This is a genomic window from Algibacillus agarilyticus (assembly GCF_003286125.1).
In the GTDB taxonomy this organism is placed as follows: Bacteria; Pseudomonadota; Gammaproteobacteria; order Enterobacterales; family Alteromonadaceae; genus Algibacillus; species Algibacillus agarilyticus.
This window is the reverse complement of record NZ_QMED01000004.1, coordinates 41,986-68,085: the sequence shown is the minus strand read 5'-3', so window position 1 is coordinate 68,085 and position 26,100 is coordinate 41,986. Positions and strand designations below refer to the sequence as shown.

The 26,100-nt window shown below is 38.8% G+C and carries 17 protein-coding genes and 4 tRNA genes; 12 read left to right on the top strand and 9 right to left on the bottom strand.

Features of this window, described 5'->3' with window-relative positions:
• Positions 1-139 precede the first annotated feature (139 nt).
• Genes DPX34_RS04925 through DPX34_RS04915 form a run of 3 tightly spaced genes read left to right on the top strand, consistent with a single transcriptional unit; the run spans position 140 to position 1,996 of the window.
• The gene (locus DPX34_RS04925) at positions 140-790 is read left to right on the top strand and encodes a FlgO family outer membrane protein (protein ID WP_111977302.1); all 651 of its coding nucleotides are present in this window, start codon (positions 140-142) and stop codon (positions 788-790) included.
• 19 nt (positions 791-809) lie between these two features.
• The gene (locus tag DPX34_RS04920) at positions 810-1,274 is read left to right on the top strand and encodes an LPP20 family lipoprotein (protein WP_111977301.1); all 465 of its coding nucleotides are present in this window, start codon (positions 810-812) and stop codon (positions 1,272-1,274) included.
• The gene (locus tag DPX34_RS04915; protein ID WP_111977300.1) at positions 1,274-1,996 is read left to right on the top strand and encodes a FlgO family outer membrane protein; all 723 of its coding nucleotides are present in this window, start codon (positions 1,274-1,276) and stop codon (positions 1,994-1,996) included. Before DPX34_RS04920 ends, DPX34_RS04915 begins: the two co-directional genes overlap by 1 nt.
• A 113-nt stretch (positions 1,997-2,109) precedes the next feature.
• On the opposite strand, the gene DPX34_RS04910 is transcribed toward DPX34_RS04915, so the two are convergent.
• Positions 2,110-6,477 (bottom strand): PKD domain-containing protein, encoded by a 4,368-nt coding sequence (locus DPX34_RS04910; RefSeq protein WP_198673628.1) that lies wholly within the window; start codon positions 6,475-6,477, stop codon positions 2,110-2,112.
• A 203-nt stretch (positions 6,478-6,680) separates the two neighbouring features.
• Between DPX34_RS04910 and DPX34_RS04905 the strand changes: the two genes are divergently transcribed.
• Positions 6,681-8,363, top strand: coding sequence for an alpha-amylase family glycosyl hydrolase (locus tag DPX34_RS04905; RefSeq protein WP_111977298.1), 1,683 nt, complete (start codon positions 6,681-6,683; stop codon positions 8,361-8,363).
• A 75-nt stretch (positions 8,364-8,438) separates the two neighbouring features.
• Here the strand turns inward: DPX34_RS04905 and DPX34_RS04900 are convergent, their stop codons facing one another.
• The gene (locus DPX34_RS04900; protein WP_111977297.1) at positions 8,439-9,293 is read right to left on the bottom strand and encodes an AraC family transcriptional regulator; all 855 of its coding nucleotides are present in this window, start codon (positions 9,291-9,293) and stop codon (positions 8,439-8,441) included.
• Between the two features lie 208 nt (positions 9,294-9,501).
• Between DPX34_RS04900 and DPX34_RS04895 the strand changes: the two genes are divergently transcribed.
• Positions 9,502-10,110, top strand: coding sequence for an N-acetyltransferase (locus DPX34_RS04895; RefSeq protein ID WP_111977296.1), 609 nt, complete (start codon positions 9,502-9,504; stop codon positions 10,108-10,110).
• Between the two features lie 115 nt (positions 10,111-10,225).
• On the opposite strand, the gene DPX34_RS04890 is transcribed toward DPX34_RS04895, so the two are convergent.
• Together DPX34_RS04890 and DPX34_RS04885 are read right to left on the bottom strand one after the other, a co-directional pair.
• A complete protein-coding gene (locus tag DPX34_RS04890; RefSeq protein WP_111977295.1) occupies positions 10,226-11,251 on the bottom strand; it encodes a ThuA domain-containing protein in 1,026 nt (341 codons plus the stop codon).
• Positions 11,252-11,310: 59 nt separating this feature from the next.
• Positions 11,311-11,991: a putative glycoside hydrolase gene (locus DPX34_RS04885; protein WP_111977294.1), complete on the bottom strand. Its 681-nt coding sequence runs from the start codon at positions 11,989-11,991 to the stop codon at positions 11,311-11,313.
• Between the two features lie 394 nt (positions 11,992-12,385).
• Here DPX34_RS04885 and DPX34_RS04880 point away from each other — a divergent pair, with 394 nt between their 5' ends.
• The 3 genes from DPX34_RS04880 to DPX34_RS04870 all read left to right on the top strand — a co-directional run bounded on the left by DPX34_RS04880 (position 12,386) and on the right by DPX34_RS04870 (position 17,583).
• Entirely contained in the window at positions 12,386-13,168 is a 783-nt protein-coding gene (locus DPX34_RS04880) for a family 16 glycosylhydrolase (RefSeq protein WP_111977293.1), read from the top strand.
• 91 nt (positions 13,169-13,259) lie between these two features.
• Positions 13,260-16,505 carry a glycoside hydrolase family 2 TIM barrel-domain containing protein gene (locus DPX34_RS04875; protein ID WP_198673627.1) on the top strand — a complete coding sequence of 1,082 codons (3,246 nt, stop codon included), beginning with the start codon at positions 13,260-13,262 and terminating at the stop codon, positions 16,503-16,505.
• A 121-nt stretch (positions 16,506-16,626) separates the two neighbouring features.
• Complete coding sequence (locus DPX34_RS04870) at positions 16,627-17,583, top strand: family 16 glycosylhydrolase (RefSeq protein WP_111977292.1); 957 nt, start codon at positions 16,627-16,629, stop codon at positions 17,581-17,583.
• A 27-nt stretch (positions 17,584-17,610) separates the two neighbouring features.
• Here the strand turns inward: DPX34_RS04870 and DPX34_RS22260 are convergent, their stop codons facing one another.
• Positions 17,611-17,736, bottom strand: a complete 126-nt coding sequence (locus tag DPX34_RS22260) for a hypothetical protein (protein WP_269815510.1) — start codon at positions 17,734-17,736, stop codon at positions 17,611-17,613.
• 3 nt (positions 17,737-17,739) lie between these two features.
• Between DPX34_RS22260 and DPX34_RS04865 the strand changes: the two genes are divergently transcribed.
• The 3 genes from DPX34_RS04865 to DPX34_RS04855 all read left to right on the top strand — a co-directional run bounded on the left by DPX34_RS04865 (position 17,740) and on the right by DPX34_RS04855 (position 22,706).
• Positions 17,740-19,584, top strand: coding sequence for a sulfatase-like hydrolase/transferase (locus tag DPX34_RS04865; RefSeq protein ID WP_111977291.1), 1,845 nt, complete (start codon positions 17,740-17,742; stop codon positions 19,582-19,584).
• Positions 19,585-19,958: 374 nt separating this feature from the next.
• The gene (locus DPX34_RS04860) at positions 19,959-21,254 is read left to right on the top strand and encodes a c-type cytochrome (RefSeq protein WP_157964621.1); all 1,296 of its coding nucleotides are present in this window, start codon (positions 19,959-19,961) and stop codon (positions 21,252-21,254) included.
• A complete protein-coding gene (locus DPX34_RS04855) occupies positions 21,255-22,706 on the top strand; it encodes a DUF7133 domain-containing protein (RefSeq protein ID WP_111977289.1) in 1,452 nt (483 codons plus the stop codon). It begins immediately after the preceding gene.
• A gap of 540 nt (positions 22,707-23,246) precedes the next feature.
• Here DPX34_RS04855 and DPX34_RS04845 read toward each other — a convergent pair.
• The 4 genes from DPX34_RS04845 to DPX34_RS04830 all read right to left on the bottom strand — a co-directional run bounded on the left by DPX34_RS04845 (position 23,247) and on the right by DPX34_RS04830 (position 23,747).
• A tRNA-Met gene (locus tag DPX34_RS04845) sits at positions 23,247-23,323 on the bottom strand.
• A gap of 64 nt (positions 23,324-23,387) precedes the next feature.
• Positions 23,388-23,464, bottom strand: a tRNA-Met gene (locus tag DPX34_RS04840).
• 64 nt (positions 23,465-23,528) lie between these two features.
• Positions 23,529-23,605: transfer RNA gene (locus DPX34_RS04835), tRNA-Met, on the bottom strand.
• A 65-nt stretch (positions 23,606-23,670) separates the two neighbouring features.
• Positions 23,671-23,747, bottom strand: a tRNA-Met gene (locus tag DPX34_RS04830).
• Between the two features lie 243 nt (positions 23,748-23,990).
• Between DPX34_RS04830 and rlmKL the strand changes: the two genes are divergently transcribed.
• On the top strand, positions 23,991-26,099 hold the full coding sequence (gene rlmKL, locus DPX34_RS04820) for a bifunctional 23S rRNA (guanine(2069)-N(7))-methyltransferase RlmK/23S rRNA (guanine(2445)-N(2))-methyltransferase RlmL (protein ID WP_111977287.1): 2,109 nt from the start codon (positions 23,991-23,993) through the stop codon (positions 26,097-26,099).
• The last annotated feature ends 1 nt before the right edge of the window (position 26,100 follow it).

The window sequence follows — 26,100 nt, the reverse complement described above, 5'->3', positions numbered from 1 at the left end:
CAATAATTTGAAATGCGATAATACCAGTATAAAAGCGAATTTCATGCCAATACGAATTTATATTGTTTAAATAAGTAAACTGGAATGAAATATGCTTAAGCTGTGTTAATAATGTCTTTTAATTTTACAGGCCAAATTTATGACACGGGTTATTTTTTCCGCATTCGGCTTCGTTTGTTTATGCTTATGTTTGTCGGGCTGCACTTTTACTAAAACCCACAGCTACGAGGTACCTAAAGCGCCTGAGCATTCGGCTGAAAATTATTATTCCCCTAAAGTTAGCGAGTTGTCGGTTAAAGCATACACTTATATTTTGGCCGATGAATTATTGTTGAACTTAAGTGCTTATCAGTTAGCGGGCTCTATTGTGGTGGCTAATTGGGTTGACGAAAAAACGCGAGAAAAGGCGAATTTCTCCGGACATCCTTTAATTGATTTAGGCGGCCAGTTAGAAGAAGGCTTTGTTTATGAATTAACTAAACGGGGTTTTAGTGTAATTGATTATAAATTAATGCCGAGTATTAAAATATCTGAGCAGGGCGACCAAATTTGGAGCCGAGATGTTAATCAACTCAGTGGTAAAATTGATGCGCGCTATATTTTGTCGGGTACGTTAACCGAACATGAAAAAGGCGCTGTTGTTAATGTGCGTTTAATTCAGTTTGATAACAAAAAAGTGATCAGCGCGGCTCAAGGCTTTATACCCACTAATGTGTTTCATTCTGAAGATAATATCAGTTTACGTAATGGCTATTTGCAACATAACGGCGAACGTCGTCGTACTTATTAATTAATTTTAGGAGCTAATAATGATAAGAACCTTTTTTTGCATTGCATCATTATTATTTTTAAATGCCTGTATGGTTAATAACCTAAGCATTAATAAACATCATGAATGGGAATATTTGTTACCTGATGAAGATTATGTGGTAACGGCAGTAGGGTATGCACCCATTAAAACTCAAATTGGCCAAGATGAATCAACTAAAGTGATTAAAGCGATTAAAGCATCAAAGTTAGATGCATATCGCGAATTAACCGAAAAAGTTTATGGCCATAAAGTATCTGGTAACTCTCGGTTGGCCGATTTGGTATTAGGTGACGAAAATATAAAAGCGTCTGTTCAAGGTGTTATTAAAGGTGCTCGTACGGTTAAAACGTATCAATTAGATGGTATTTATATCACTGAACTCGAACTCAATTTGCGTGATCTCTATCGTATCCGCTCTTTTACCAACGGGCAAACAAAAGCCATTAAGGTGAGGTATTTATAATGAAACATAAAATAATGATGCTGGGTGTGCTTACCAGCCCGTTTATTTTTACGGCTTGCCAAACAACAGATGAATGGTTTAGTGCTGATACACAAGGCGGCCAACCTAGTTTGCAAATGGTTCAACAGCAAGAAAAAACCATTCAGTCAGAAGCTTTTGCCGGACATAAAGATGCGCAATTGCTTAATCACTGGGCGCGAGACCCTCATCAGTATTTAACGCAATACCATAATAATATAGCGAGTGATGGCAATTTAAAAATTAGTGATTATGTTGAATCATTAGCGATTAAATTAGTTAAAAATATGCGTTATGTCACCGATAAAACGCCTATTGCTGTCGCGAGTTTTGTGCCGGTAGATTCTAATTTAGAAGAAACTAATTTATTGGGTTTGCATTTAGCTGAAAATTTTATGCACGAAGCGCAGCAATTAGGTTTAAGCGTGATTGATTATAAATCGACGGGTACGATCAGAGTAACCGAAACCGGTGATTTTTCGTTAAGCCGCGATATTGATGAATTACGCCAATGGCACCCAATTGAATATGTATTAACCGGTACTTTTACGTTAAATGACAGAGGTATTGAAGTACATGCTCGTGTGGTGGGCATTGAATCGCGCGCGGTTGTGGCGAGTGCACAAGGTTTTATTCCGCATTCGGCTACGCAACAATTAAAACAATATAATAAAAAAGACGGTATTAGTTTAACTAAAGGTTAATTAGGTATATACCGTTTTTAGATGTTAACTTTACGGTTAATAAAAAGCCCAGTTCAATAAAATGAACTGGGCTTTTTTGTGCTTATTTAATACCTAACGGGTATTTAGCCGTTTTAATGTGAATGTAATTTTTGGCTATAGGTTGCCGAGATAGTGCTAAAGCTAAACGACGCGTCTATGTCGCCTTTGTAACAATTTAATACCCATGGAAAAGCATTGGTAATGTAGTAGCCATATTGACCATTTACTTCCATGCCATTGCATTCATCTAAATCGCCGACACCTTCGACATATTCATAATCATTACGAAATTGGCCATCATAGTTATCGCTTTGTATATTGCCGTTACCTGCCGTTGGCGTTAAATAATCATCTTCGTCGATGCGTACACCGCCATTATTTTTTAATTGATAACTGGGTGTGGCTGCACGTACATTTCCGGTATTGGCATCGGTAAAGCATAACCCATAAACAGGGTAGCCATCGGCTGCAAAACCGATAACGGGTGATGGCACGCCATTTATTTCACAGTTTTGATCAAACATAGCGAGCGGGTTGCCATGATAATGATATAAACCGGTTGATTGTGTATGGGCGTTATTTGCATCGGTGCCAAAGTTATTTTCGCTAAACATGGGGTCGTAGCGCCAAGGGTGGCTCATATCACTACAGCCTTTTTTCTCTTTGCCTAGTGCTTCATCGCCTTCGTTGTAACACGCTGCGGGTAATAGATCGACTTCAGCGCCATTGAGTAAAATGGCGTTTGTGGTGCCTAACGATATTTGTTTTACTCTTCTGGCTTCTGTTGGGGTCACCGGCACACTATAGGTGAGGGTGATCTCGGCTGCATCATGCGCAAAACTGGCCGTTTGATCGTTAAAATCATGATTAGGAATGGCGTTTGATACTATCGTACAGCTATCACCATTAAGCGTAATTTCTACGTTGCCGGTAAAATTGCTGTCATTTTTAATGTCGGTTACGTTCGCAAAATACGTTCCTACGTAATTTTCGCAGCTGTCGTTTCTATTAATAAATTCATCATCTTTAATGTCAACTAAATCATTAACTGCCGTTATGGTTACGGTGCTTTCTTCACTATTAATTTTTCCATCATTAACGATTAAAGATAACGTATAAGCGCCCGGCATATCGGGCGTTAATTGTGGTGAAACAGCGGTTTGATCGATTAAACCGACCACGCTATAAACCGGTTGGCTGGTGATAACCCAGTTATACGTTAAATTATCGTTATCGGTATCTGAACTTGCTGAACCATCAAGGGTTAATGTTTCACCCGTTGTAACTTGTGAGTTGATGCCGGCATTGGCTATGGGGGTGGCGTTATCATTTGTGGGTGAGGCCGCTACCGTAATATTAAGAATCGACGCTGTGCTTTCTATTGTACCGTCGTTAACAACTAAGCTAACAACATAAGTACCAGCGATATCACCGATAAATGAAGGTGAAACATCGGTGTTGTTGGTTAACATAGCCGTGCTGGTATCGGGAGCTGTCAATACCCATAAATAGGTTAACGTGTCTGCTTCATTATCATTGCTTGCTATGCCCGTAATATTAACCGTATCGCCTACGGTATAACCGCCATCACTTAATATGCTGGCTAATGCATTGGGGGCTGTATTGGCTTTAGCGACTAAAACCGATATTTGTGTTGCATCACTGTTTAATTGCCCATCAGATACCGTTAGCGATACATCGTATGTGCCTTCAACATCGGCAATAAAAGTAGGTGATACACTAGTCGCATCTGACAGTACTGCATTGCTGTTATCAGGGCGAGTAAGTTGCCATAAATACGTTAAATTATCCTTTTGCGCATCGGTGCTGTTTATTCCGGTTAGGGTTACGGTGTCACCCACTAAATACCCAGAATCACTCGTTATACTGGCTGACGCAATCGGTGCGGTATTAGCCTGTGTAACGGTGATCGTTAAGCTTTGTGATTCGCTGGTTAACTCTCCATCATTAACCGTTAAACTAACTATATAGGTGCCTGCTACATCAGCTGTAAAACTCGGGGTTTCACTGGTTGTACTCGATAATATCGCGGTGCTTGAATTAGGTGTTTCTAATTGCCATAGATAAGTTATGGGGTTGTTTTCGGGATCATAACTATTACCCACTGAAACGGTGATTACCTCTTGTGTTGTGTAGGCTGTTTGTGAGGTTAAACTTGGGATCGCAATAGGGGCTAAGTTAGTCACAATGGCACTGGATACACGAATATTAATAGTGGATGCCGTGCTACTTAATAATCCATCATTCACGATCAAACTTGCGGTATAAACACCGGCTATATCGGCCACAAAATTGGGGGTCATACTTGAATGGTTTGAAAGCGTTGCTGAGCTGCCTTCTGGCGAGGTTAACGCCCAAAGATAAGTTAATGTATCACCTTCTGAATCGGTACTGTATTCACCGGTTAACGTAACGGTATCGTTCTCGGTAAAACTAGTATCAATTGTTAAACTGGGTAGGGCAACCGGTGCTGTATTTAATGAGGTTACGCTAATGTTTATTTGAGCAGCCTCACTCGATAATTCGCCATCAGAAACTTCAAGCGAAGCGATATAATTGCCGATACTGCTGGGTGTAAAAGTGGGGGAAACCACATTGGGGTTGATTAACGTAACTTGATCGCCAGAAGGTGAAAATATTGACCAAGTATAAGTGAGTGTATCGCCATTGGCATCTTGACTACCGCTGCCATTCAGTGTGACTGTTGTATTAACACTAACCGACTGATCAGCGCCGGCATGAGCCACAGGGGCGATATTAGATTCCGAAATAAAGATAGATACGCTATCGGCTATGCTATCAACCTGACCATCATTTACAACAAGCGTTGCGATGTATGTGCCAGCAACATCGGGCATAAATACGGGGTCAAAAAGTGTTTGATCAGATAAACTCGCGTTGCTTTGTGCAGGGGTTGAGAGTGTCCATAAATAAGTGAGTGGGTCATTGTTTTGGTCGCGACTTTTACTCGCATTTAACAAGACCGCTTTATTGGTTACGCTGGTTTGATCTTCACCGGCATCTGCAATAGGGGTTACGTTTATGTCGCTTATCGCATCAACTTCGTCTTGTGCTTCTTGTTTTACACGAGTTTGCAAATTGCCAACAAAACTATCAACATCATTTAAATCATCCGTTATTTCTGTGGGTAGGGTTGTTTTATCAAACGCAATAAAGTCGCCTAAAATAACCTGCTCTTTTAATGTTGTTTTTAGTGTGGTTAATTTTTCATCGGTTAGGGTAATGTCGGTTAAAATAGCTAACTCGTCGATTAACGCTTCTACAACCTCATTTTCTGCTGTTTCGATTAAAACGGTGAGTTCGGCACTGCTGGTATTTGTGGTTAACGCCCCCGATATTTTTGTCACGACTTGATTGGTAAATGGCGTAACCGCAACATCATCAACTGTTTCATTATCTGTGGTTAAATTGACTAAGGGTGAAGTCGAAAGGGTCACGGGGTTTGCAGAGAAATCTTTATCGGGTCGGTCTGAATCTGTTGCGCCTGCACCAATGTATGAGCGAATTGGGGCCGTGGTTGCCGCTGTGATTTCGTCGTCACTTAATATTAATTCGTAATTTCCGTTTTCGTCGGTCACGGTATTGGGTTCGCCTTCGTCAAGCTCTCCATTTAGATTCAAATCAAGGTAAACAATAGCGCCGCTAATATAGCCATCTATGACCTTACCTTTTACTGAAACTGAGTCTGTTATGGTTAACGCGAAGGTATTATTTACCTGCTCACCTGAGCCATCATTGAGTCTTATTTGTAAGTTATTATAAGCACCGGCGTCTTTTACTGTGGGGCTGATTGTTAGCAACGATGTTTGTGCATTAAACGAAATCCAATTAGGCAAGTTACTTAATGCAATTGTTACAGGGTCGTTATCAGGATCAGTGGCAGATAATAAAAGTGAATGCGTGACTAATTCGGGGGTTGTTAAATTCAGCGAGGTTTGTAAAACGGGTAATCGATTCGTATTTTTAACTTCGATATCAAAGCTAGCCAAGCTTGTGCTTTGAGTTTGATCTGAAACGGTAATAACAATATTTGAATATACACCGGCTTGCTCATAGTTAGGAGTACCCGTTAGTTGGCCAGATGACGCACTAAAGGTCGCCCAACTTGGCTTATTTTGTATTGTAAAACGCAATGTATCGTTATTGGTATCTACGGCTGAAGGTGTAAATGAGTACGGGCTATTTTCTGCAACAAGCGTGTTGGGCTCTCCGGTGATCGTAGGGGCAACATTAACCGGTTGCTGTACTACATCATTGTTATTACCATCAGTGTTATTTCCATTATTATTTGTACCCTCATTAGCCGAAGGCGACGAAAAGCCAGAACCACCGCCACAAGCCGCTAAGATAAAAGCGAAAATGATAGCTAAGATGATAGAGGCGTTATTATACAAAAATGCTGATCTGGATCGTTTCATTGTGTGCATGCCTACCCATAATTATTTTATTATTCACTAAGCATAAGGCTTAAATGTTCAAACAATAAGGAAGAGACCCTTACGGTATTAAATTACGCATAATGATACTTTTTCAAAGGTATTTGCGAATATTGTCTATGTTGCATTATGCCGATGTTGCTTATAGTTGAATTCTAGATCACACACATAGACAAAAATTAAAAATGAATAAAACCAATATAATTGTCGTGGCTTTGACCATTGGCACCCTAAGCAGTTGTGTTGTTACGCCAACTGATGCGCCTAACAATATTTACGGCACACTTGAACCTTTCGCCAAAGAAGCCGTTTATTTTGCCCTGACCGATCGGTTTGTTGATGGCGATAAAAGTAATAATTACCCCGAACAAGGCCTAGATTGGGGCAACGGCGAATGGGGCTCTTATAATCGTGTTTTAGTCGGCCCTAATAATCAACAGGCTAACGTGGGTTATGTTGGTGGCGATTTTCAAGGTGTTATCAATAACCTCGATTATATAAAAGATTTAGGTTTTACGGCTATTTGGCTAACACCTATTTGGGATAACCCCAATATGGCATTCAATGGTGGCGAAACAATCACTTATGATGGTGGTTATAAAGATGGCGGTAAAACGGGTTACCATGGATATTGGGCACATAACTTTTACCAAGCCGACGAGCATTTGGTTTCTGATTCGCTCTCCTTCAAAAAATTTAGCCAAACACTGAAGCAAAACAACTTAAAGTTTGTGCTAGATATTGTCGCTAACCATGGGTCACCGGCTTATACAATGGAAGTCGATCAGCCGTTATTTGGTGAAATATATAATAAAGCCGGTGAACTCGTTGCCGATCATAAAAATTTGCACCCAACCAAGTTAGATAAAAATGATCCATTACAAAATTTTTATAATTCGCATACTGGCTTAGCACAGCTTTCTGATATAAATGAAAATAACGAAGCGGCATTTGATTATTTAACCGATGCTTATTTATATTGGATTGAGCAGGGCGTAGATGCTTTACGCATAGATACCATTCGTGAAATGCCGCATGCGTTTTGGGCTCGCGTTGCCGACAAAGTTCGAAGTAAAAACCCCGGTATGTTTATGTTTGGCGAAAGTTATTCGTATGATGCTAACTTCATTGCGCAGCATACCTATGCTAAAAATGGTGGGGTTAGTGTATTAGATTTTCCTGGTAGGGAATCAATAACCACTATATTTGAAAACTCAGATTCGCATTATCGTGATATACAATCTTATTTGCATTTGACCGATAATTTGTATGCCAACCCTTATGAGTTAATGACTTTTTACGATAACCATGACATGCCGCGTATGAATGCAGATGACAATGGGTTTATTGATGCGAATAATTGGCTATTTACGAGCCGGGGTATACCGGTTATTTATTATGGGTCAGAAATCAATTTTATGACCGGTAAAGCTGAGCACCAAGGCAACCGTAATTATTTAGGGCAAGAGAAAATAAACACCGCGCCACAAAACCCTATTCACCAAAACCTGAAAGCCATCGCCAATATAAGAAAAACCCATATTGCGTTGCAGCAAGGTGTGCAAGTTAATTTACAGTTTACCCAGCATACCGCCGCTTTCTATCGTATTTTTCAACATAATGGCGTTAATCAAACCGCTTTAGTTTTGTTAAATAAATCGGACGCATTGAAAAGTATTGAGTTAAGTACGTTAGTTAATAAAGGGGAATGGAAAAACGTGAGTGATTTTTCAACGCTAAACATTGAACATCACGATGACCCAACAACCGTTGAAGTAAAGCCCCACGGTGTTGCTGTATTTATATTAAATGAGAAAATAACTCACCCTGATTTATTAAGCATAGTTTTAAAAAATCAGGCTATATAAGCTAATAAATTTAGCGTAGGTTTAGATAATAACGCCATTTAGTTATAGCGTTATTATGTATAACGGCAATTTAAATTAGTGAGCAAGCCGATATTGGCGAGGCGATACTTGCATTGATTGCTTAAAACGGGTTGAAAAGTTAAACGGGTCGTCATACCCAACAAGTTGGGCTAATTGTTGAATGCTTAAATTAGTTGTTTTGAGTAAGACACTGGCTTTGTGCATGCGGATTTTTGTGACTTTTTGCAGGGGCGAGCAGTTAAAGAGTTGCTTGGTTAATCGAAAAAGGTGCGCGCGTGAATAATGGCTGTGTGCGCACAATGTATCAATTGACCAGTTGAGGTGTGGGGCATTTTCTACTGCATTAAAAAGTTGTTGTATACGATCAAGTGATTGTGCGGTTGACGGATCAATAGATTGCAGGTGCCGTGTTAACAAAATAAACAGTTGTTGACTGTATAGCTGACACATTTGCTCAGACAATTGGTCTTTTTTATATTTTTCATCTTGTAAAAGCATGAGAAGCTGTTGCCACTTATGACCTGTTGTACAATGCGATTGCAAGGTGATCGCAGAGGGGAAGTTTTTCCAATAGGTGTCTTGTGGCAAGATAAACCAAACGGTTTCCCAACCCTTAACCGGATCGGCTTGATATTCAAAATCGGTATTAGCGGGGATTAATAAACAGTCACCTGAATTAAAAACCGATAAATTATCAGTTTGCTTTTGCCATAATCCTCGGCCAGATACCGTATAAACAAGCATATGGTGTTTAGGAAAACGTCTGGCTATGTGGTAAAGCCCTTGTAGTTGAGAAACACCCGCAATATGTATTTGCCATTGTTTAAAGGCCGGAAATTCATCATCGCTAAAAAAGTGTTCACAGCAAGCTGCGCCTATTTCTATTATTTCAACCTGGGAAGCACTCATAAATACCTTAAACAACCTGCTTGTGTTGTCTTAGTCTAAATGAGTTATACGGGTTATGTATTCACTTGCATTCGTATTCATCGAATATAAGCCCGCTATTTTTATAAAAATGCACACAGCCATCAATTACTTAAGCAGATTATTGATAAAATAAGTGCATTGGCAAAGTTCACTCATCGGCAAAATAAGAACAACGAGAAAACGTATCATGACTTTAAATAAATCAACGACAATCTATTGTAAAGCGGGTAACGCCTATCATCTTCGCTTGATTAATGCAGATGATGGCGACGCGCTGGGGCGTTTTTTTGAACAACTGAAGGCCGCCACCCGTTTGCGTTTTGGTCCGCACCCGTTAACAGCGGATTATGCAAAAAGCTTTTGCGAAAAAATAAAACACGAACCGAACTTAATTAATGCTTTTGTTATTGAAGCCGTAATGTCGAGCAAGCACAATCAAAGCAAACAAACAAGCAACATTGTTGGTTATGTGATCACCGACAGTGATTTAAAAAAATACCCGCATGATGTAAATCGTTATGCCGATTATGGTGTAAATTTAAATGCAGGCAAGCATTGGGTTTTTGCCCCGTGCATTGCTGATGCTCTGCAATCATCAGGGCTCGCGACTGCGGCATTAACAGTGATTAAACAAAAGGCTACTCAGCTGGCGATCTCATCTCTCATTTTAATGGGCGGCACTCAAACGAGCAATTCACAAGCCGTAGCGTTTTATAAAAAGAATAGATTTAAAACGCTAGGGGCATTTAAAACAGAGGTTGATAATATCGATATGCACTTAGAAATCACCAATTAAATGGATTAAATCAAACAATTTTGGGTAGGGGGCTAAACCGGTCTACAACGTTATTAAAAAAACACGGTGTAACATGAATAGCACCGTGTTTAATTGTTTATTAATTCAAGGTATTTTAATTCAAAGGTTTATAAGTAAATTTACGATTTGAGACTGTATCGGCTGTTGGAAAATCACTTGGAACCGCCTGAGTGACTTTGCCCGTTGCGGCCCATTCGGTGCCGCGTTGGATAGCCGTTATTAAACTGACTGACTCATGTGCTGTATCATCATGGCCTAGCGTTGTGTGAAAAATACGACCTTTACCATATTCAATCACCATTAATACGGGTTCATGTTTGCCTTCACCACCTTTTGAAGCCGTCGCATAGCTAGTCGCTAAAATGGTCATGTTTTTAGCTGGGCCTCTTAATTTTTCATAAAGCTCGTCAATGCCATGCATAAATACAGGTGGTAAACCTTTTGTTATCGGGTGTGGTTCTCTAAGTTCTATTTTCAAAGGGCTTCTTTTTTTGTGAAATCCGGCTGCGCCAGGTGAAAAGTCACGAACAAGGTTGCCTTTTTTATCATAATAAACAAAAGGGCCTGATTTTTCGTTTCGACCACCCCATGCGCCTAAACCTATCATTTCATTGTAGGCGGGCCACTTTGGCCAAGAGTTATCCGCGGCATGCACAACAACTAAACCTCCGCCATTTTTAACAAATTTTTCTAGTGATTTTTGGGTATCAACGGGTAGTGGTGCCGCCTTCCAGCCAAAGTTTGAAATAACCACGTCGTAATTTTCAAAACTGGGCTTAAAATTTGGATCTGCTTTAGGCTCGGGTAAAGCTTGGGTTGGGGCTTGGGTGGTTAACGGAAATTGCTCAATTAACTTTTCGCCTTTCCATGTAAATTGACTACGTTGAACATCAACGGTGAACAAGCCTGTTTGCTCTAAATTTTGTTTCATCATCATGGTTGATTTTGGCCAAGTAAAATGGTTGTTTTGGCCATCAATGATGAGTGTTTTAATTATTTTCGCATCGTTAGTTTTGTCACTTTGGGTAGAGGTGAGAGTTGAATTAGCTAATTCAGCGCAACCCGTAAATAATAAGCTGATTGCCGATAGGGCAGCCAAAGGTTTAAATAAATTTTTCATGTTAGCTCTTATTCTTATCAGTTAAATACGTGAATAATCCACTTATTCACGTTTGTTTATTATTTTTTACAGCCTTTATTGCCTTCTGGTAACGCAACCAGGCCAACGTTGGCTAAATCTATTTCCATCTTTCCTTGGGTCGAGATAGAGAAAATATCAGTCACTTTTTTAAAGTCGAAATTACCTGTTTGATTAAAGCAATTTAAAGGTAAGGTTAACGTTGTCCATTGATCTTCAGGTAGCTGTTTTAATAGGGGTTTTAAAGGTAATTTACCTTCACATTTATTAGTCCAATTACATCGCATAGAGATACTCGCCAACTTATTAGGTTGGCGCAATACTTTAATATCAAATTGAATGGCGGCTAAGTCTTCGACACTTGATATATCGATATTATGTTTGGTTACGGTAAATGTTGAATCATGCAACATGTTTCCGCCCCATTCATTTTTGACTTCTTTACCACGCCATTTGATATTAATCGCATCGTTTTCAGCATCTTTACTCGTTGGCTTGACAACTAAGTTGCCACGCTCTGTTTTTCCTTGCTGATCAACTACCGGAATGCCCCAATTCAATCCATTACCAACTTGCATCTTCCATGCTCCAACTGGTTTGCCTGCTTCGATATAAGTCGAAACCGGATCTGCAGCTTGTACAGCGCTTGTAAAAAAGCCTAACCCCGTTGCCATTGTTAGTGCTTTAAAAATGTTTGCTTGTAAATATTTAGATTGTGGCATGTATACCTCTAAGCTTAGTTAATAGTTGAAATAACCTATTATTAACAATTATGTTAAGCAGTTATTTCGTTTTCAAGTGATTCAGATTTTTGATTAGTTAATTAACAAAAATAATAAACCTGTATTTCATTATAGAGTTTTTTAGAACGCTATTGATTCAAAATTATTCTCAACAAATTGAAGTTCAGAACAATAAAATATATTAAATTGTATTTGATTGTTTGTTTTTAGATATGAATCTAATGTATCATAGTTGGTAACAGGGTGTTAACAATAAATAATTTTAACACTGAATTTTTATTAATGGGTGTATAGGGTATATATGAGACATATTAATAATCAATATGGATTTCTTTTTATATTACTCGTATTGAGCCTTATAAATTATAAGGCTATGAGTGCGCCACCGGTATTAGAATTAGACCAAACTTGGCAGTCTGTCGATCAATTAACTGATGAATTTAATGAATCAAGTTTAGATTTAAGCATGTGGGATGATTATCACCCTCATTGGGAAGGTCGTGCGCCCTCGGCTTTCAAAAAAGGTCATTGTTATGTTGATAATGGTTTTTTAGTTTTAAAGTCGACAGTCAAAAAATTACCTGAAATGGTTAACGATCCTTATCAAGATATTTGGGTTAATGCTGCCGCTTGTGTAACAAAAAAGAAACAGGCGATACCCGGTTATTATTACGAGGCCCGTATGAAAGCGTCTTCACTTTCAATGACCTCTTCTTTTTGGTTTAGAGTGGGAAACTATTCTGAAATTGATGTTATTGAGCACATTGGCAACCCATCTGTCGGATCACGCCAAGCCGATTTACCTTATCAATATCATGCCAATACGCATTATTACGGGCCGGCAAAAGGGCCTAAACCGCTAGCCAAAGAATATAAAATGACTACGCGAGGTAGAGACGAGTTTCATGTTTATGGTTTCTGGTGGAAAGACCCAAACACACTTTGGTTTTACCACAATGATAAAAAAGTTATGGAAATCAAACCCCGTGTGCCTTTTGAAGAGCCACTAAAAATGATTTTTGATACTGAAGTTTTTCCTTGGGCGACTGCCGGTATTCCTAATATCGGTTTGCCCAAAGTCGAAAATTTAAACGATCCTAACAAGAATGCCATGTTAGTTGATTGGGTTAGAACCTACAAATTAGCAAACAATTAATTTAAATAGAGCGGGTGTCGTATTACGCACCTTTTTCGTTTATAGCCAAATACACGGTTATATTCATCAAGAACTAAAAGATAACTAAACTATGAATAAAACGTATAAATCCTTAATGAAGCAAATTACCGTTTCTTCGTTATTAATTTTTGGCGCGTTTAGCCAGCAAAGTATGGCGGCTAACGATTGGGAAAACCCTGAAGTCATTCAAATTAATAAAATGCCAGCACGTGCAACTTCTTATTCTTATACGGCGCAATCACTTGCGTTAAAAAGTGACCGGCTAGCCTCTGAATTGATCTCGCTTAATGGTTCGTGGAAATTTAAATTCGCCAGTGATACTTCAAATAGACCATTAGATTTTTACAAAATCGATCACAGTACACACGATTGGGATGATATTCCTGTTCCTTCGAATTGGGAGCTACAAGGCTATAGCCAGCCTATTTATACTAACTCTGTGTATCCGTTTCCGATTGATTTACCTAATATCAACCGTGAAAATGCGGTGGGTTCTTATGTAAAACAATTTACGATTCCAAACAAGTGGCAAGAAAAACAAATTATATTGCACTTTGGTGGCGTCAGTTCGGCCTTTTATTTATGGGTAAACGGCGAAAAAGTGGGTTATAGCCAAGGCAGTGCATTACCGGCTGAGTTTGATATTACTGACTTTGTTAAAACGGGAGCCAATAAACTTGCGGTGCAAGTTATTCGTTGGAGTGACGGCAGTTATTTAGAAGATCAAGATCATTGGCGCTTGAGCGGTATACAACGTGAAGTTTTGCTACTCGCGCAGCCTAAAGTGGCTATAAATGACTTTGGGGTAAGAACGGTTTTACATAGCAATTATACAAAAGCTAAATTACAAATAAAACCAGAGCTCACTAACTTAGCAAAGCAAGATATCAATGGCTGGACTTTATCGGCTGAGTTATTTGATGCCAACAAACAACCGGTTTTAAATGAAGCCCTTGTTGTGGATGCTAACACATTAAGCCCGGTTAAATACCCACCACGTGAAACGTGGAAGTTTGAAGTGCTAGAAGCGGATATAGCCCAACCGCATTTATGGTCTTCAGAATCACCTTATTTATATACTTTAACCCTGTCGTTAAATGATAAAGCGGGCAAATTAATTGAAGCTCGAAGTGTTAAAGTGGGCTTTAGAGAAGTCGAAATTATTGAAGATCAGCTTTATATTAATGGCCAAAGTATTAAGATTATTGGTGCCAATCGCCATGACCACCACGTAACAAAAGGTAAAGCATTATCGCATGAAGATATGCGCCGCGATTTTGAAATTTTAAAAACCTATAACTTTAACTCAGTCCGTACTTCACATTACCCTAATGACCCTTATGTTTATGAGCTTGCCGATGAGTATGGCATTTATGTCATGGATGAAGCGAATATCGAAAGCCATGATGTCGGTGGCAAAATTGCTAACTTACCGGCATGGACCAACTCAATTATGCGCCGTGTAGTGAACATGGTTGAACGTGATAAAAACCATCCTTCTATTATTTCATGGTCGTTAGGCAATGAGTCGGGTACCGGGCCGGGTTTTGCAGCCGCCGCAGGTTGGATAAAAGATTATGACCCAACGCGTTTTGTGCATTATGAAGGCGCGCAAGGTGATCCAACTCATCCATTACATACGCCTATTACGAGTTATTATGCGAGCAAAGCCGATATTGCTAATCGTCATACGCCGCTGGCTAACCCAACTGATCCTGCTTTTGTTGATGTGATTAGTCGCATGTATCCTACATTAGATGATTTACTCGGTTTAGCTGAGAGCCCTCATGTTAAACGCCCTATATTAATGTGTGAATATGCCCATGCGATGGGTAATTCTTTAGGTCATTTAGAAGAGTATTGGGAATTAATTTGGCAAAAAGATAATTTAATCGGTGGATATATTTGGGATTGGATTGACCAAGGTTTAGAAAAAACGGATGAAAATGGCGTTAAGTTCTTAGCTTACGGCGGCGATTTTGGTGATAAACCTAATTCATCTAATTTTTGTATAAACGGGATTATTGATTCTTATCGCAATCCAAAACCGATGATCGAAGAAGCCAAATATGTATTTCAGCCTTTAAAAGTGACAGCCGCCAATTTAAATAAAGGTGAAGTGACGGTTAAAAATCGTTTCTTTTTTAATAACGTAAACCAATATGATTTACGTTGGTCTTTATCTGAAGATGGCATGGTTATTCAAGAAGGCGATCTAGCTGAATTTGATTTACCCGCCCAACAAACCGGTATTTTGGCATTACCCATTACCAAACCTAAGTTAAAAGCGGGTCGTAAATATTGGTTACGTTTAAGTATGCATACGCGTTTTGATGAGAAATGGGCTCAAGCTGGATTTGAAATCGCAAAAGCCCAGTTTGAAATGCCATGGTATATCAAGCCACAGCAAAAAGAGTCAACTCATGCTGATGTTAATGTGATACAAACAAAAGAAACCGTAAAAATTGAAAATGCTGAGTTTGATGTTGAGTTCAATCCGCAAACGGGTTACTTGACTCACTATGCTCAACAACAAAAAAATAAACGTGTTGTCTTAATTAACGGTGAATTAAAACCTAATTTTTGGCGAGCTGAAACAGATAACGACCGACTCGGTTGGAAAACGCAAGAACACATGAGTTTTTGGAAAGACACCTACAAGCAATTTAAATTAAGCCAATTTAATGTTGATAAAATAGGTAAAAACCAAGTTGTTATCACCGCTAAACATGAAATTGCCAATAAATTGGCCTTAACCCTAACATACCGTGTTGCCGGGAATGGACATATTACCGTTAACTATGATTTAGACGCCGATAAAAGTTTACCTTCACTTTTACGAGTTGGCATGACTACAACCGTCAATAAGCAGTTTAATAATATGAGCTTTTACGGCAAAGGCCCATTTGAAAATTATATTGACCGAAATCAAGGTGCCGAGATGGGGGTTTATTCTGGCAAAATTGAACAATTTACGCACAATTATGTTCGACCTCAAGAAAACGGAAATCATACCAATGTTGAATGGTTACATTTGTTAAATGGGCGTGGGTTTGGTATTGCGTTTGATGGTTCGCAACCATTAAGTACATCGGTTTGGCCTTGGACAGCCGAGAGTTTAGAGCAGAGTGTTCACACTAATGAGCTCACTGTTCATAATGCATTAACGGTAAATATTGATTTAATTCAAGCGGGTATTGGCGGAACGGATTCTTGGTCTCCTAAAGCCGCGCCTATTGATAAATACAAAGTATTTCCGGGTCAATTCTCATACGAATTTACGATCGCGCCGGTTTCATTTAAAGCTTTACGCTAAATTCGACTGAACCATCAATATCGTGTAACGCCCCGTTTATTTTAAATTTGGGGCGTTAAACGTATCCAAGCACTTAACGACAACCTCAAGTGTTTGGATATGTCACTTACCGAGAAACAACATGCACAGACTTTTTAAAACCTTACTCGCGACATCTTTGATTAGTTTAGGCGCGTGCAGCTACCTTGCTGATGAGCAAGTATCAACTCATTCACTTCAGGCTAATTACGAATGGGGCAGCGAATTTGAGAGTTTGCCTACACCGCCACAAGGGCAAAGCTGGCAAATAAACCCGCAACACACTGATGAGTTTGACCATTGGGATAGTACTAAATGGCAAGCATTGCATAAGTGGTGGAATGGTTCTAGCAAAACCCGCCCTGGTGCTTATGTGGAGGCTGATCACATGAATGACACCGAAAACGTCGATATTAAAAACAGTGTTTTGTATTTATACGCTAAGCCAAATGGCCCTTCTGCCGAAAAATGGGTTGGTACGTCGGTTGTGTCTTCTAAACAGCCAATCTCTTATGGTTATTATGAAGTTAAAATGAAAGCCTCGATGCTCGCAACAACATCGGCTTTTTGGATGCAAGGTCGTTTTAGTGAAATAGACGTAATTGAAGCCATTGGTGCACCTAAAAAAGGGGCTAAAAAATTCGGCACCTCGCTAATGACAAATTATCATCATTTTCCAAACGGCTTTGGCAAACCGGGGTATAGCAATGGTGCCGTAGAAAACCCCGCTATTAAAAATAGCCATGGTTTGCCCGATGGTGCAGCACATGATTGGCATACTTATGGTATTTGGTGGGTAAATGAAAAGGAAGCCTATTTCTATCTTGATGGTAAAAGAGTTGATGATTTTCATGTTGCCAAAACGGGCGAAGTTACAGATAGATTGATCTTTCCGGCGCCGTTTGACGAAACCATGACGTTGTTTTTAGATACCGAAGTTTGGAATTGGGGTGATGGGAAGCCAGGCACGCCAACGCTTGAAGAGTTAAGCGCGACCGATGGCAGTAATGCAATGCAAGTGGAATGGGTACGAGCCTATCAATTAACGCCAATGCAATAATCAATGGTTTCATTTTGTATTCAACGGTTATTTACTCAAATCCGTTGAATCCAAGATAACGGTCGAATCATGACGACTACTGGATATACCCAAGTGATCCCAAGATGCAGGATCCACTGGGAATTTAACAATAACAATAATGAATAAGGCCATTAAATGAACAATCTATTCTCTTTAAAGCAACTGCTTTTTGCCTGTGTCAGCGCATCTATGTTGATCTCATGTTCAACTACGGTGACGCCTCAATACAGCCAGAACTCAGAGCATAAAAAAAATGTATTAGTCAGCCCCTTGGTTAAGCAAGGTAAAAAACCGAATGTTGTGCTTATTTTAATTGATGATTTAAGTCATTACGGAATGACAACTTATGGGGCTAATATTATTCGATCAAAAAGAGGTCACTTTGCCGATCGTGAATTTAGTACACCTAATATTGATAATTTAGCTAAAGGCGGTGTGCGGATCGAAAGCGCGTTTACGCATCCTATTTGTGAAAACACCCGTATTGCATTAATGAGTGGCAAAAATAACGACCGTAACTATTTACAACCCAAGTCACAACACCATTCGGATATTATTTTTAGTGATGTGTTTAAACAAGCGGGTTATGCCACAGGCATGTATGGAAAATGGAAACAAACGCGCGGAACTAAAGAAATAGCCGGTAAAGATTACATCAGTGAGTTTGGCTGGGATGATTACACTGCTTTTGATGTGGTTGAAGAGGGTCAGCGTTTTATTAACCCTAATTTAGTCATTAATGGCGAAGTTGTTAATTATAAAGGCCGAACTGATGTCGATCCTGCTACAGGGCGACGTTGGTATGGGCCGGATATTTTTAATCGTCACGCACTTAACTTTATTGAAAATAACCAAGACAAACCATTCTTTTTATATTACCCAATGGCGTTGGTACATGATGACCATAAACCGACACCTGATACTTTGCCGCATTCAATTTTTGATAATTTTGATGAGGCCGATCACAACCGCAATGGTCACACAGGAGATGATCCTAAATATTTAGTCGACATGTTGGAATACACCGATAAATTAATTGGTAAGGTGGTGAATAAAATAACGGAACTGGGTTTAAGAGAAGAAACCTTGATTATTGTGATGGGCGACAATGGCACTAAAGAAATATTTGCACATGTTAAGCCTGATGGTTCGGTTTATCCGGGGCGCAAAGGTGGCAATGCCGATAATGGTTTACATGTAGGTATGGTATTAAATCAACCTGGAACGATAATACCCAAATTAAATGAGGTTAAAACGTATGAAGGTTTAGTTTATGTAACGGATGTGTTTCCGACCATGGCTGAGGCCGCAGGTGTTGCTATTCCCAACACGACCGATCTCGATGGGATTAGCTTTTGGCAGCAAATGCTAGGCGCTGAAGGTGAAGCACGTGACTCTATTTATAGTTGGTTTATCGGTAACGAGCGTTACCATGATGAACATGATCCGGTGCGTATTCATTTTGCGTTTAACAAACAATTTAAACGTTATGGCCCGAGTCGTTATTTTCCCCAAGGTCGATTTTTTGATTTACGTACCGATTTGTTTGAACGTGAAGGTGAACGTTATGTTGAAATGCGTTGGGGCTTAAGGCGATATAGTGGCTTAAATATTAACAATTTAACCCCCGAGCAACGAGAAGCGTATCGATCATTAGGCGACGTGCTTGAAGCTAATAAAATAGTTAATGTGACATCGATTGAAATAAAAGGTGAGCAAACAACGCTGTCAGTCGGAGGTGAGTTAATGTTACAGGCTGAAGTGTATCCCGATAATGCTAAACGAGATGGTGTTGTTTGGGTATCAAGTAATGAAAATATCGCCAGTGTGGATAAATTTGGTGTTGTTACCGCGCATGCGTTAGGTGAGGCGACGATTAGTCTTTATTCATGGGACGATGCGTACCCTGTCGCCGCAAACCGAAAAAACACCTTTTATACAAAGGGTTTAAGTGACTCCATTATAATCCAAATCAAATAAACAAACATTTCAATATTAAGCCTAAAAATAATACAAAGTAATAAGCGCTTGAGCTTATTACTTTGTTCCTACCTAAAAGCATATTTAATCTATTATTTTATAAATTCAAATTTACCAAAATAATTAAGCCAAATTAGAAATATCACAACATAAAAAAGAAGAATTAGCCGTTATAAGGCTTGTTATATCTTATTATCTATTAGATACTTATTTGCATGTGATTCTTGTTTTTTGTATTTAATTTATCGCTTTTGGTGGTATTAAATCCAATACTAATCAGTTAATTAACCAAAGAGTTTATTATGTCCCTGATGAGTTTTACTTTTCGTAAAAGTATATTAAGTGCGATTCTGTGTTTACCTGCGACGTTTTCCATGGCAAATACAATCGATGATTCGGTTGTTAAAATGAGTTTAGATGAAAACCATGTTAAAGCAGGGCAACAATTATTTAATAGTGTTTGTGCGGCTTGCCATAAAAAAGATTTAAGCGGTGCGATGGGCTTTAATTTGAAAGATGGTGAATGGATCCATGGTAGCAAGCCCTCTGATATCGTAAAAAATATCAAAGACGGTTTTTCAACGGCTGGCATGCCGGCTTTTAAAATGATGTATAGCGATGAACAAATCCAGCAAATTGCCGCATACGTTGTTTCAAAACGTGAAGGTTGGGACAATTTAACTTATAAAATATATCAATTACCCGATAGTAAAGAGCGCGCGTTATCACAACTCAAAACCCTATCACCGGTTAAAGAAGGCAGGGCGAATAAAAATTTAGCTGATTTTCAAATGCCTGAAACGAAAGAGTTTGCGGCCGTATTTGAAGGTGAATTTTATGCACCAAAAACGATTAAATCTCTGCTTGTTGCTAAAACAGTACCTCAGATAAGAATGGATGTTTATATTGATGGCGAAAAGGTTTCTCCTAATGGTAAATGGCATCGTAATTGGCTATTGAAGCCAGGTAAGCAACACTTAAGAATCGAAATGATGACACCTCCGGTCCCTTTCCCTAAATGGACTCACACTAATTTAAATTTATTAGTAACCAATGTTGATCAAACCATTAAACTGATCCCCGTTACAACCCGCGCTAAAAGTGACTTTGAAGGCATTAATATCGAATTAAAAGCCACAAATAAGGCACTTGTGCAACGTAAAAAAGTCGTCGATTTACCAACGTATACGGTTTCAGTTGGCTTGCCTGAAAAGCTTAATTATGGTTTTAACACGAGAAGTTGTGCCATCGCCGGTGTTTGGCAAGGCGATTTACTTAATGTAGGTCCTAATGTAAAAGGTCGAGGCCAAGATGGCAGTATTATGTTAGGTAAAGTGGCATTTAATTATCCACAACAAATTAATGTGGCTAGCCAATCAACCTGTGAATTTATTAAATATAATCGACAAGGTAACCCGAGTTTTCATTATAAGATTGATGATTTAACGCTTAAAGTGCAAGCATCAGCGAAAGATAAAAATACCCTATCATTTAATTATCAAGTATTGACCAATCCTGAACAGCAGAAAAGTTTGATGATGTCTTTACCAACAAGTGATTTAATTCATTTATCAACTGAACAAGGTGTTATAAACAACAAGCAGCTTAAGGTCGATTTAACTAACCAAACGTCATTTACAATTGATGTAGCCATTAAAGGAGAAAAATAAATGAAAATTAATAAAATAATGACCTCTTTAATTGCGACCGGACTTTTTGCATGCGCTGTAAATTCTCAGGTTTGGGCTGTAGAAAAATATATCCCTGATGGCTATAAAGTTGTAACAGTCGAAACACCTAAAGATGTACGCTTTCATGTAACAGGCTTAGATACAGATAAAAACGGCAATGTTTTTGTCGCCACGCGATTTGGTGAGGTTTGGCAATTAAAAAATAATCAATGGTCAAAATTTGCCGATGGTTTACATGAACCCACTGGCTTGTTGTGTGATGATGATGGTACGATAATTGTTGCACAGAAACCTGAATTAACTCGCTTAATTGATGTTAACGATGACGGCGTTGCCGATGATTATATCCAAGTTTCGAGTGGTTGGAACTTCCACGATAACTATCATGAGTTTAATTTTGGGCCAGTGAAAGATAACGATGGCAATTTAGTTGGCACGTTAAACTTGAGTCATGGAGCTGCTAAAGCATTTTCACTTGGCACCATGGGGAGTGGAGGTGGCTACCGAGGTTGGGCTTATCAAGTAACGCCTGATAAAAAATTTGAATTATACGCATACGGTTTACGATCACCTGCCGGTATAGGGCGTAACCCTGAAGGCGAAATATTTTTTACCGACAATCAAGGTGATTGGGTCGAGACGTCTAAGTTACATATCCTACAAAAAGATAAATTTTACGGTCATCCGATCCCATTAATTGATCACCCTGATTATACTGAAAAACAAATTCGTAGTATGACGCCTGCACAATTTGATGCGATCCGAGAAAAGCCTGTCGTGTGGATCCCGCATATTGAAGTGGCTAATTCGCCTGGTAATCCAGAATGGGATACAACGAAAGGTAAATTTGGTCCATTTGCTGGGCAAATATTTATTGGCGATCAAACACAATCAAATATTTTTAGGGTTATTGTTGACGAGGTCAATGGTGCCTATCAAGGTGCTGTTATTAACTTTATTGGGGGGATGCAAAGCGGTAATATTAGAGCCGATTTTGATAACCAAGGCCAACTTTGGGTTGGTCAAACCGCAAGAGGTTGGGGCGCAAAAGGCGGTAAACCTTTTGGCTTAGAAAAAATAGTTTGGGACGGCACTAATCCGTTTGAACTGTATGATATTAAGTTAACAAAAACAGGTTTTGAGATAAACTTTACAGAAGCGCTCGATGCCAATAGTGTGTTAAATGAAAGCTTTTATATTGAAGAATGGAATTATTTGTATAGTGGGGCTTACGGCTCGGCTAAGCACAATAAAAAACAATTACCGATTAAAAAGCTAAAACTATCGCCTGATAATAAAAAATTGATTATTGATTTGGATTTATCGGCTGACAAAGTAGTTATGATTGATTTTAAAGGATTAGTGAGTCATTCGGGGCGTAAAAACAGTGTGAGCAAAGTTTATTACACACTTAATCAATTAATCAAGTGATCATTTATTACGTGATCTTTAGTTATACCAATCCGTAATAATAAGTGCCCACTCAGCGAGCGTTTAAATACGCTTACATGAAAGAATAGTGGTGCTCTTTTGAGTTCGAGCAACACAGAGTAAGCGAATTTAAAACTCGCCTGAAAGGAATGCCCCAGCGGCTTTTGACCTGCGTTATCGGTATTTGAAAGGGTGTACACCGACGCCTTGATCAAAAACCGCTGGATGCATTCTGAGAGATCACTTATTTATATGAATTGGTATTAAACTTAAGGCCCTGTTTAGCTTTTTTAACCTCTCGTTATTTAAAGTATCCTACCCATAAAGCGTATTTAATTTAGATTTTTAAATAAAGTTGAATACGCTTACATCTGCTGATTTAATGTTTTAGTGACTATTTTAAAAAAGAGTAAACGGTAAGATAAAAATACAAACAATTGTTTAGCTGTATTATTTATGCATAAAAAAATGATTAATTATAAAAGAATTAATGAAAATAAATAAAAGGATAGGGTAAGCCGTTATTGAAGGAAGAAGAATTGGTTGCGGGGGCCGGATTTGAACCGACGACCTTCGGGTTATGAGCCCGACGAGCTACCAGGCTGCTCCACCCCGCGACAGAAGTGGTTTAAGTAAATACTTAAACTAAGCCTTAGAAGTTTTAATTCATTCTAAAAGAATTGGTTGCGGGGGCCGGATTTGAACCGACGACCTTCGGGTTATGAGCCCGACGAGCTACCAGGCTGCTCCACCCCGCGACAGAAGTGGTTTAAGTAAATACTTAAACTAAGCCTTAGAAGTTTTAATTCATTCTAAAAGAATTGGTTGCGGGGGCCGGATTTGAACCGACGACCTTCGGGTTATGAGCCCGACGAGCTACCAGGCTGCTCCACCCCGCGTCCGAATGGTTTAAAGTAACAACTTTAAACAAGCCTTAGAAGTTTTAATTCATTCTAAAAGAAATTGGTTGCGGGAGCCGGATTTGAACCGACGACCTTCGGGTTATGAGCCCGACGAGCTACCAGGCTGCTCCATCCCGCGTCAACGAGGCGGCATACTACGCATTTGATTATATTTATCAAGTATTAATTACAAAAAATGTATTTATTATTACATCAAGGCCAATTTTTGGCCAAAAGGCTTATTTTTTTATGTTTAAAAGCTTAAATACCGTTAAAACACCTTATTGAGATATAAAATTATATTTATTTCGTTATAAGCGGCTCATCCGTTATAATCGAATATAACTAGTTGTACCTTACCTTAATATATTTGGAGAACCCGATGGCTAAATTTTTAGTGACCACATCTAAAGGCTTAGAAAATTTACTTTATGATGAACTTGAGTCACTAGGCGCTAGCTCACTAAAAATGTCTGTTTCGTCAGTTTGGGTCGAAGGCGACATAGCGTTAGGTTATAAAATTTGTTACTTATCTCGTCTTGCTAATCGCGTGTTATTAGAACTAACAAACGGCGAATGTTTAACCAAAGATGATTTATATCGTGTTGCCGGCACGGTCGATTGGACAATGCAATTTTCTAATAAACGCCGTTTTAGTATTCATTTTGTCGGTACAACGCCAGAATTACGCAATACACAGTTCAGTTCTCAAGTTATTAAAGATGCAATCGTTGATAATTTTACAGAAGAAGGCAGTAAACGACCTGATGTTGATAAGGTTGAATCTGATATTCGCTTTCAAGGCCGAATAATTAAAAAGAATGTGCATATCTTTTTAGATTTTGCCGGTGGCAGTTTGCATGAAAGAGGGTATCGTGAAAACGCAGGGCAAGCGCCCATTAAAGAAAACTTAGCTGCGGGTATGATCATGCGCAGTGGTTGGTTAAAAGACACCTCTCAACCTTTATGTGATTTCTTTTGTGGTTCGGGCACGTTAGTGGTTGAAGCTGCGTTAATGGCAATGAAAGTGCCGGCGCAACGTGATCGGATTAAATGGGGATTTGATAGTTGGATTTCTCACAGTAAAACTATATTCGAAACCGTTAAAGCAGAAGCCGATGCAAATGTAGATGAAGATGCCGAGTTAACGCTTTACGCTTCTGATTATAGCAAAAAAGAGTTATTAACCGCTCAGCGAAATGCAGATTTAGCCGGTGTATCGCAAAAAATCCAATTTATGCAAGCCGATGTGTTATCACCTAAAGTTAAAAACTTTTTTCCTACAGCTGGACATATTATTATTAACCCACCTTATGGTGAACGTTTAGAAGAAACCACACAAGTCGCGAATTTATATTTAGATCTTGGTCAAAAATTAAAAACTGAATTTGTTGATTGGCGTTTAACGGTCATTACATCGGCAGAATCGTCACTTAAATTATTAAAGCTGGCAGCCAATAAAAAATATAAATTAAAAAATGGTCCGTTAGATTGTGTACTCGCCACGTTTGATATTGAAAAAGCAAAAGCAGAAACCGTCAGAACAAACATCGCGGAAGAGTTTCAAAATCGACTTAAGAAAAATTATAAAAAATACGCGCCTTTAGCCAAAAAAAGTGCAACCAATTGTTATCGCGTCTACGATGCTGATTTGCCTAATTATAATGTTGCTGTTGATTTGTATGGCGAACATTTGGTTGTTCAAGAATATTCACCACCAAAATCAATTCCTGAGCATGTTTCGGCTCAGCGATTAAACGATGTGTTAATTACGGCGCCTGATATTTTAGGTATCGCACGTTCAAACGTACATGTTAAAACACGTTCTCGTCAAAAAGGTAAAGAACAATATCAACGAGCAGAACGCAAAAAAGATATTCGTTTTATTGTGCAAGAAGGTAATGCGCAATTTTTAGTTAACCTAGACGATTACTTAGATACCGGTTTGTTTTTAGATCACCGTAATGTACGCATGTTAGTGGGTGAGTTGGCTAAAGATAAAACCGTGCTTAATTTATTTAGTTATACCTGTTCAGTTTCGGTACATGCCGTATTAGGTGGTGCTAAAAAAGTGAAGTCTGTTGATTTATCAAAAACGTATTTAAATTGGGGGCAAGATAACTTTGATTTAAATAAGTTATCAACTCGATATCATGATTTTGACCAAGGCGACTGTATTGAGTGGCTTGCAAGACATGATGAGCAATACGATTTAATTTTTATCGACCCGCCTTCATTTTCTAATTCAAAAAGAATGAAAGACGTATTTGATGTGCAACGAGATTATGTCAAACTTTTGCAAGACGCTTTACCCCGTTTAACACCTGGTGGGACCGTTATCTTTTCGAATAATTTACGTAGTTTTAAGTTAGACCATGATCTAGTAACTGAAATGGGTTATGACATAAAAGATATTTCGCAGAGTACATTACCCTTTGATTTTGCCCGTAACAGCAAAATTAGACAATGCTGGCAATTAACTAAAAAGTGAT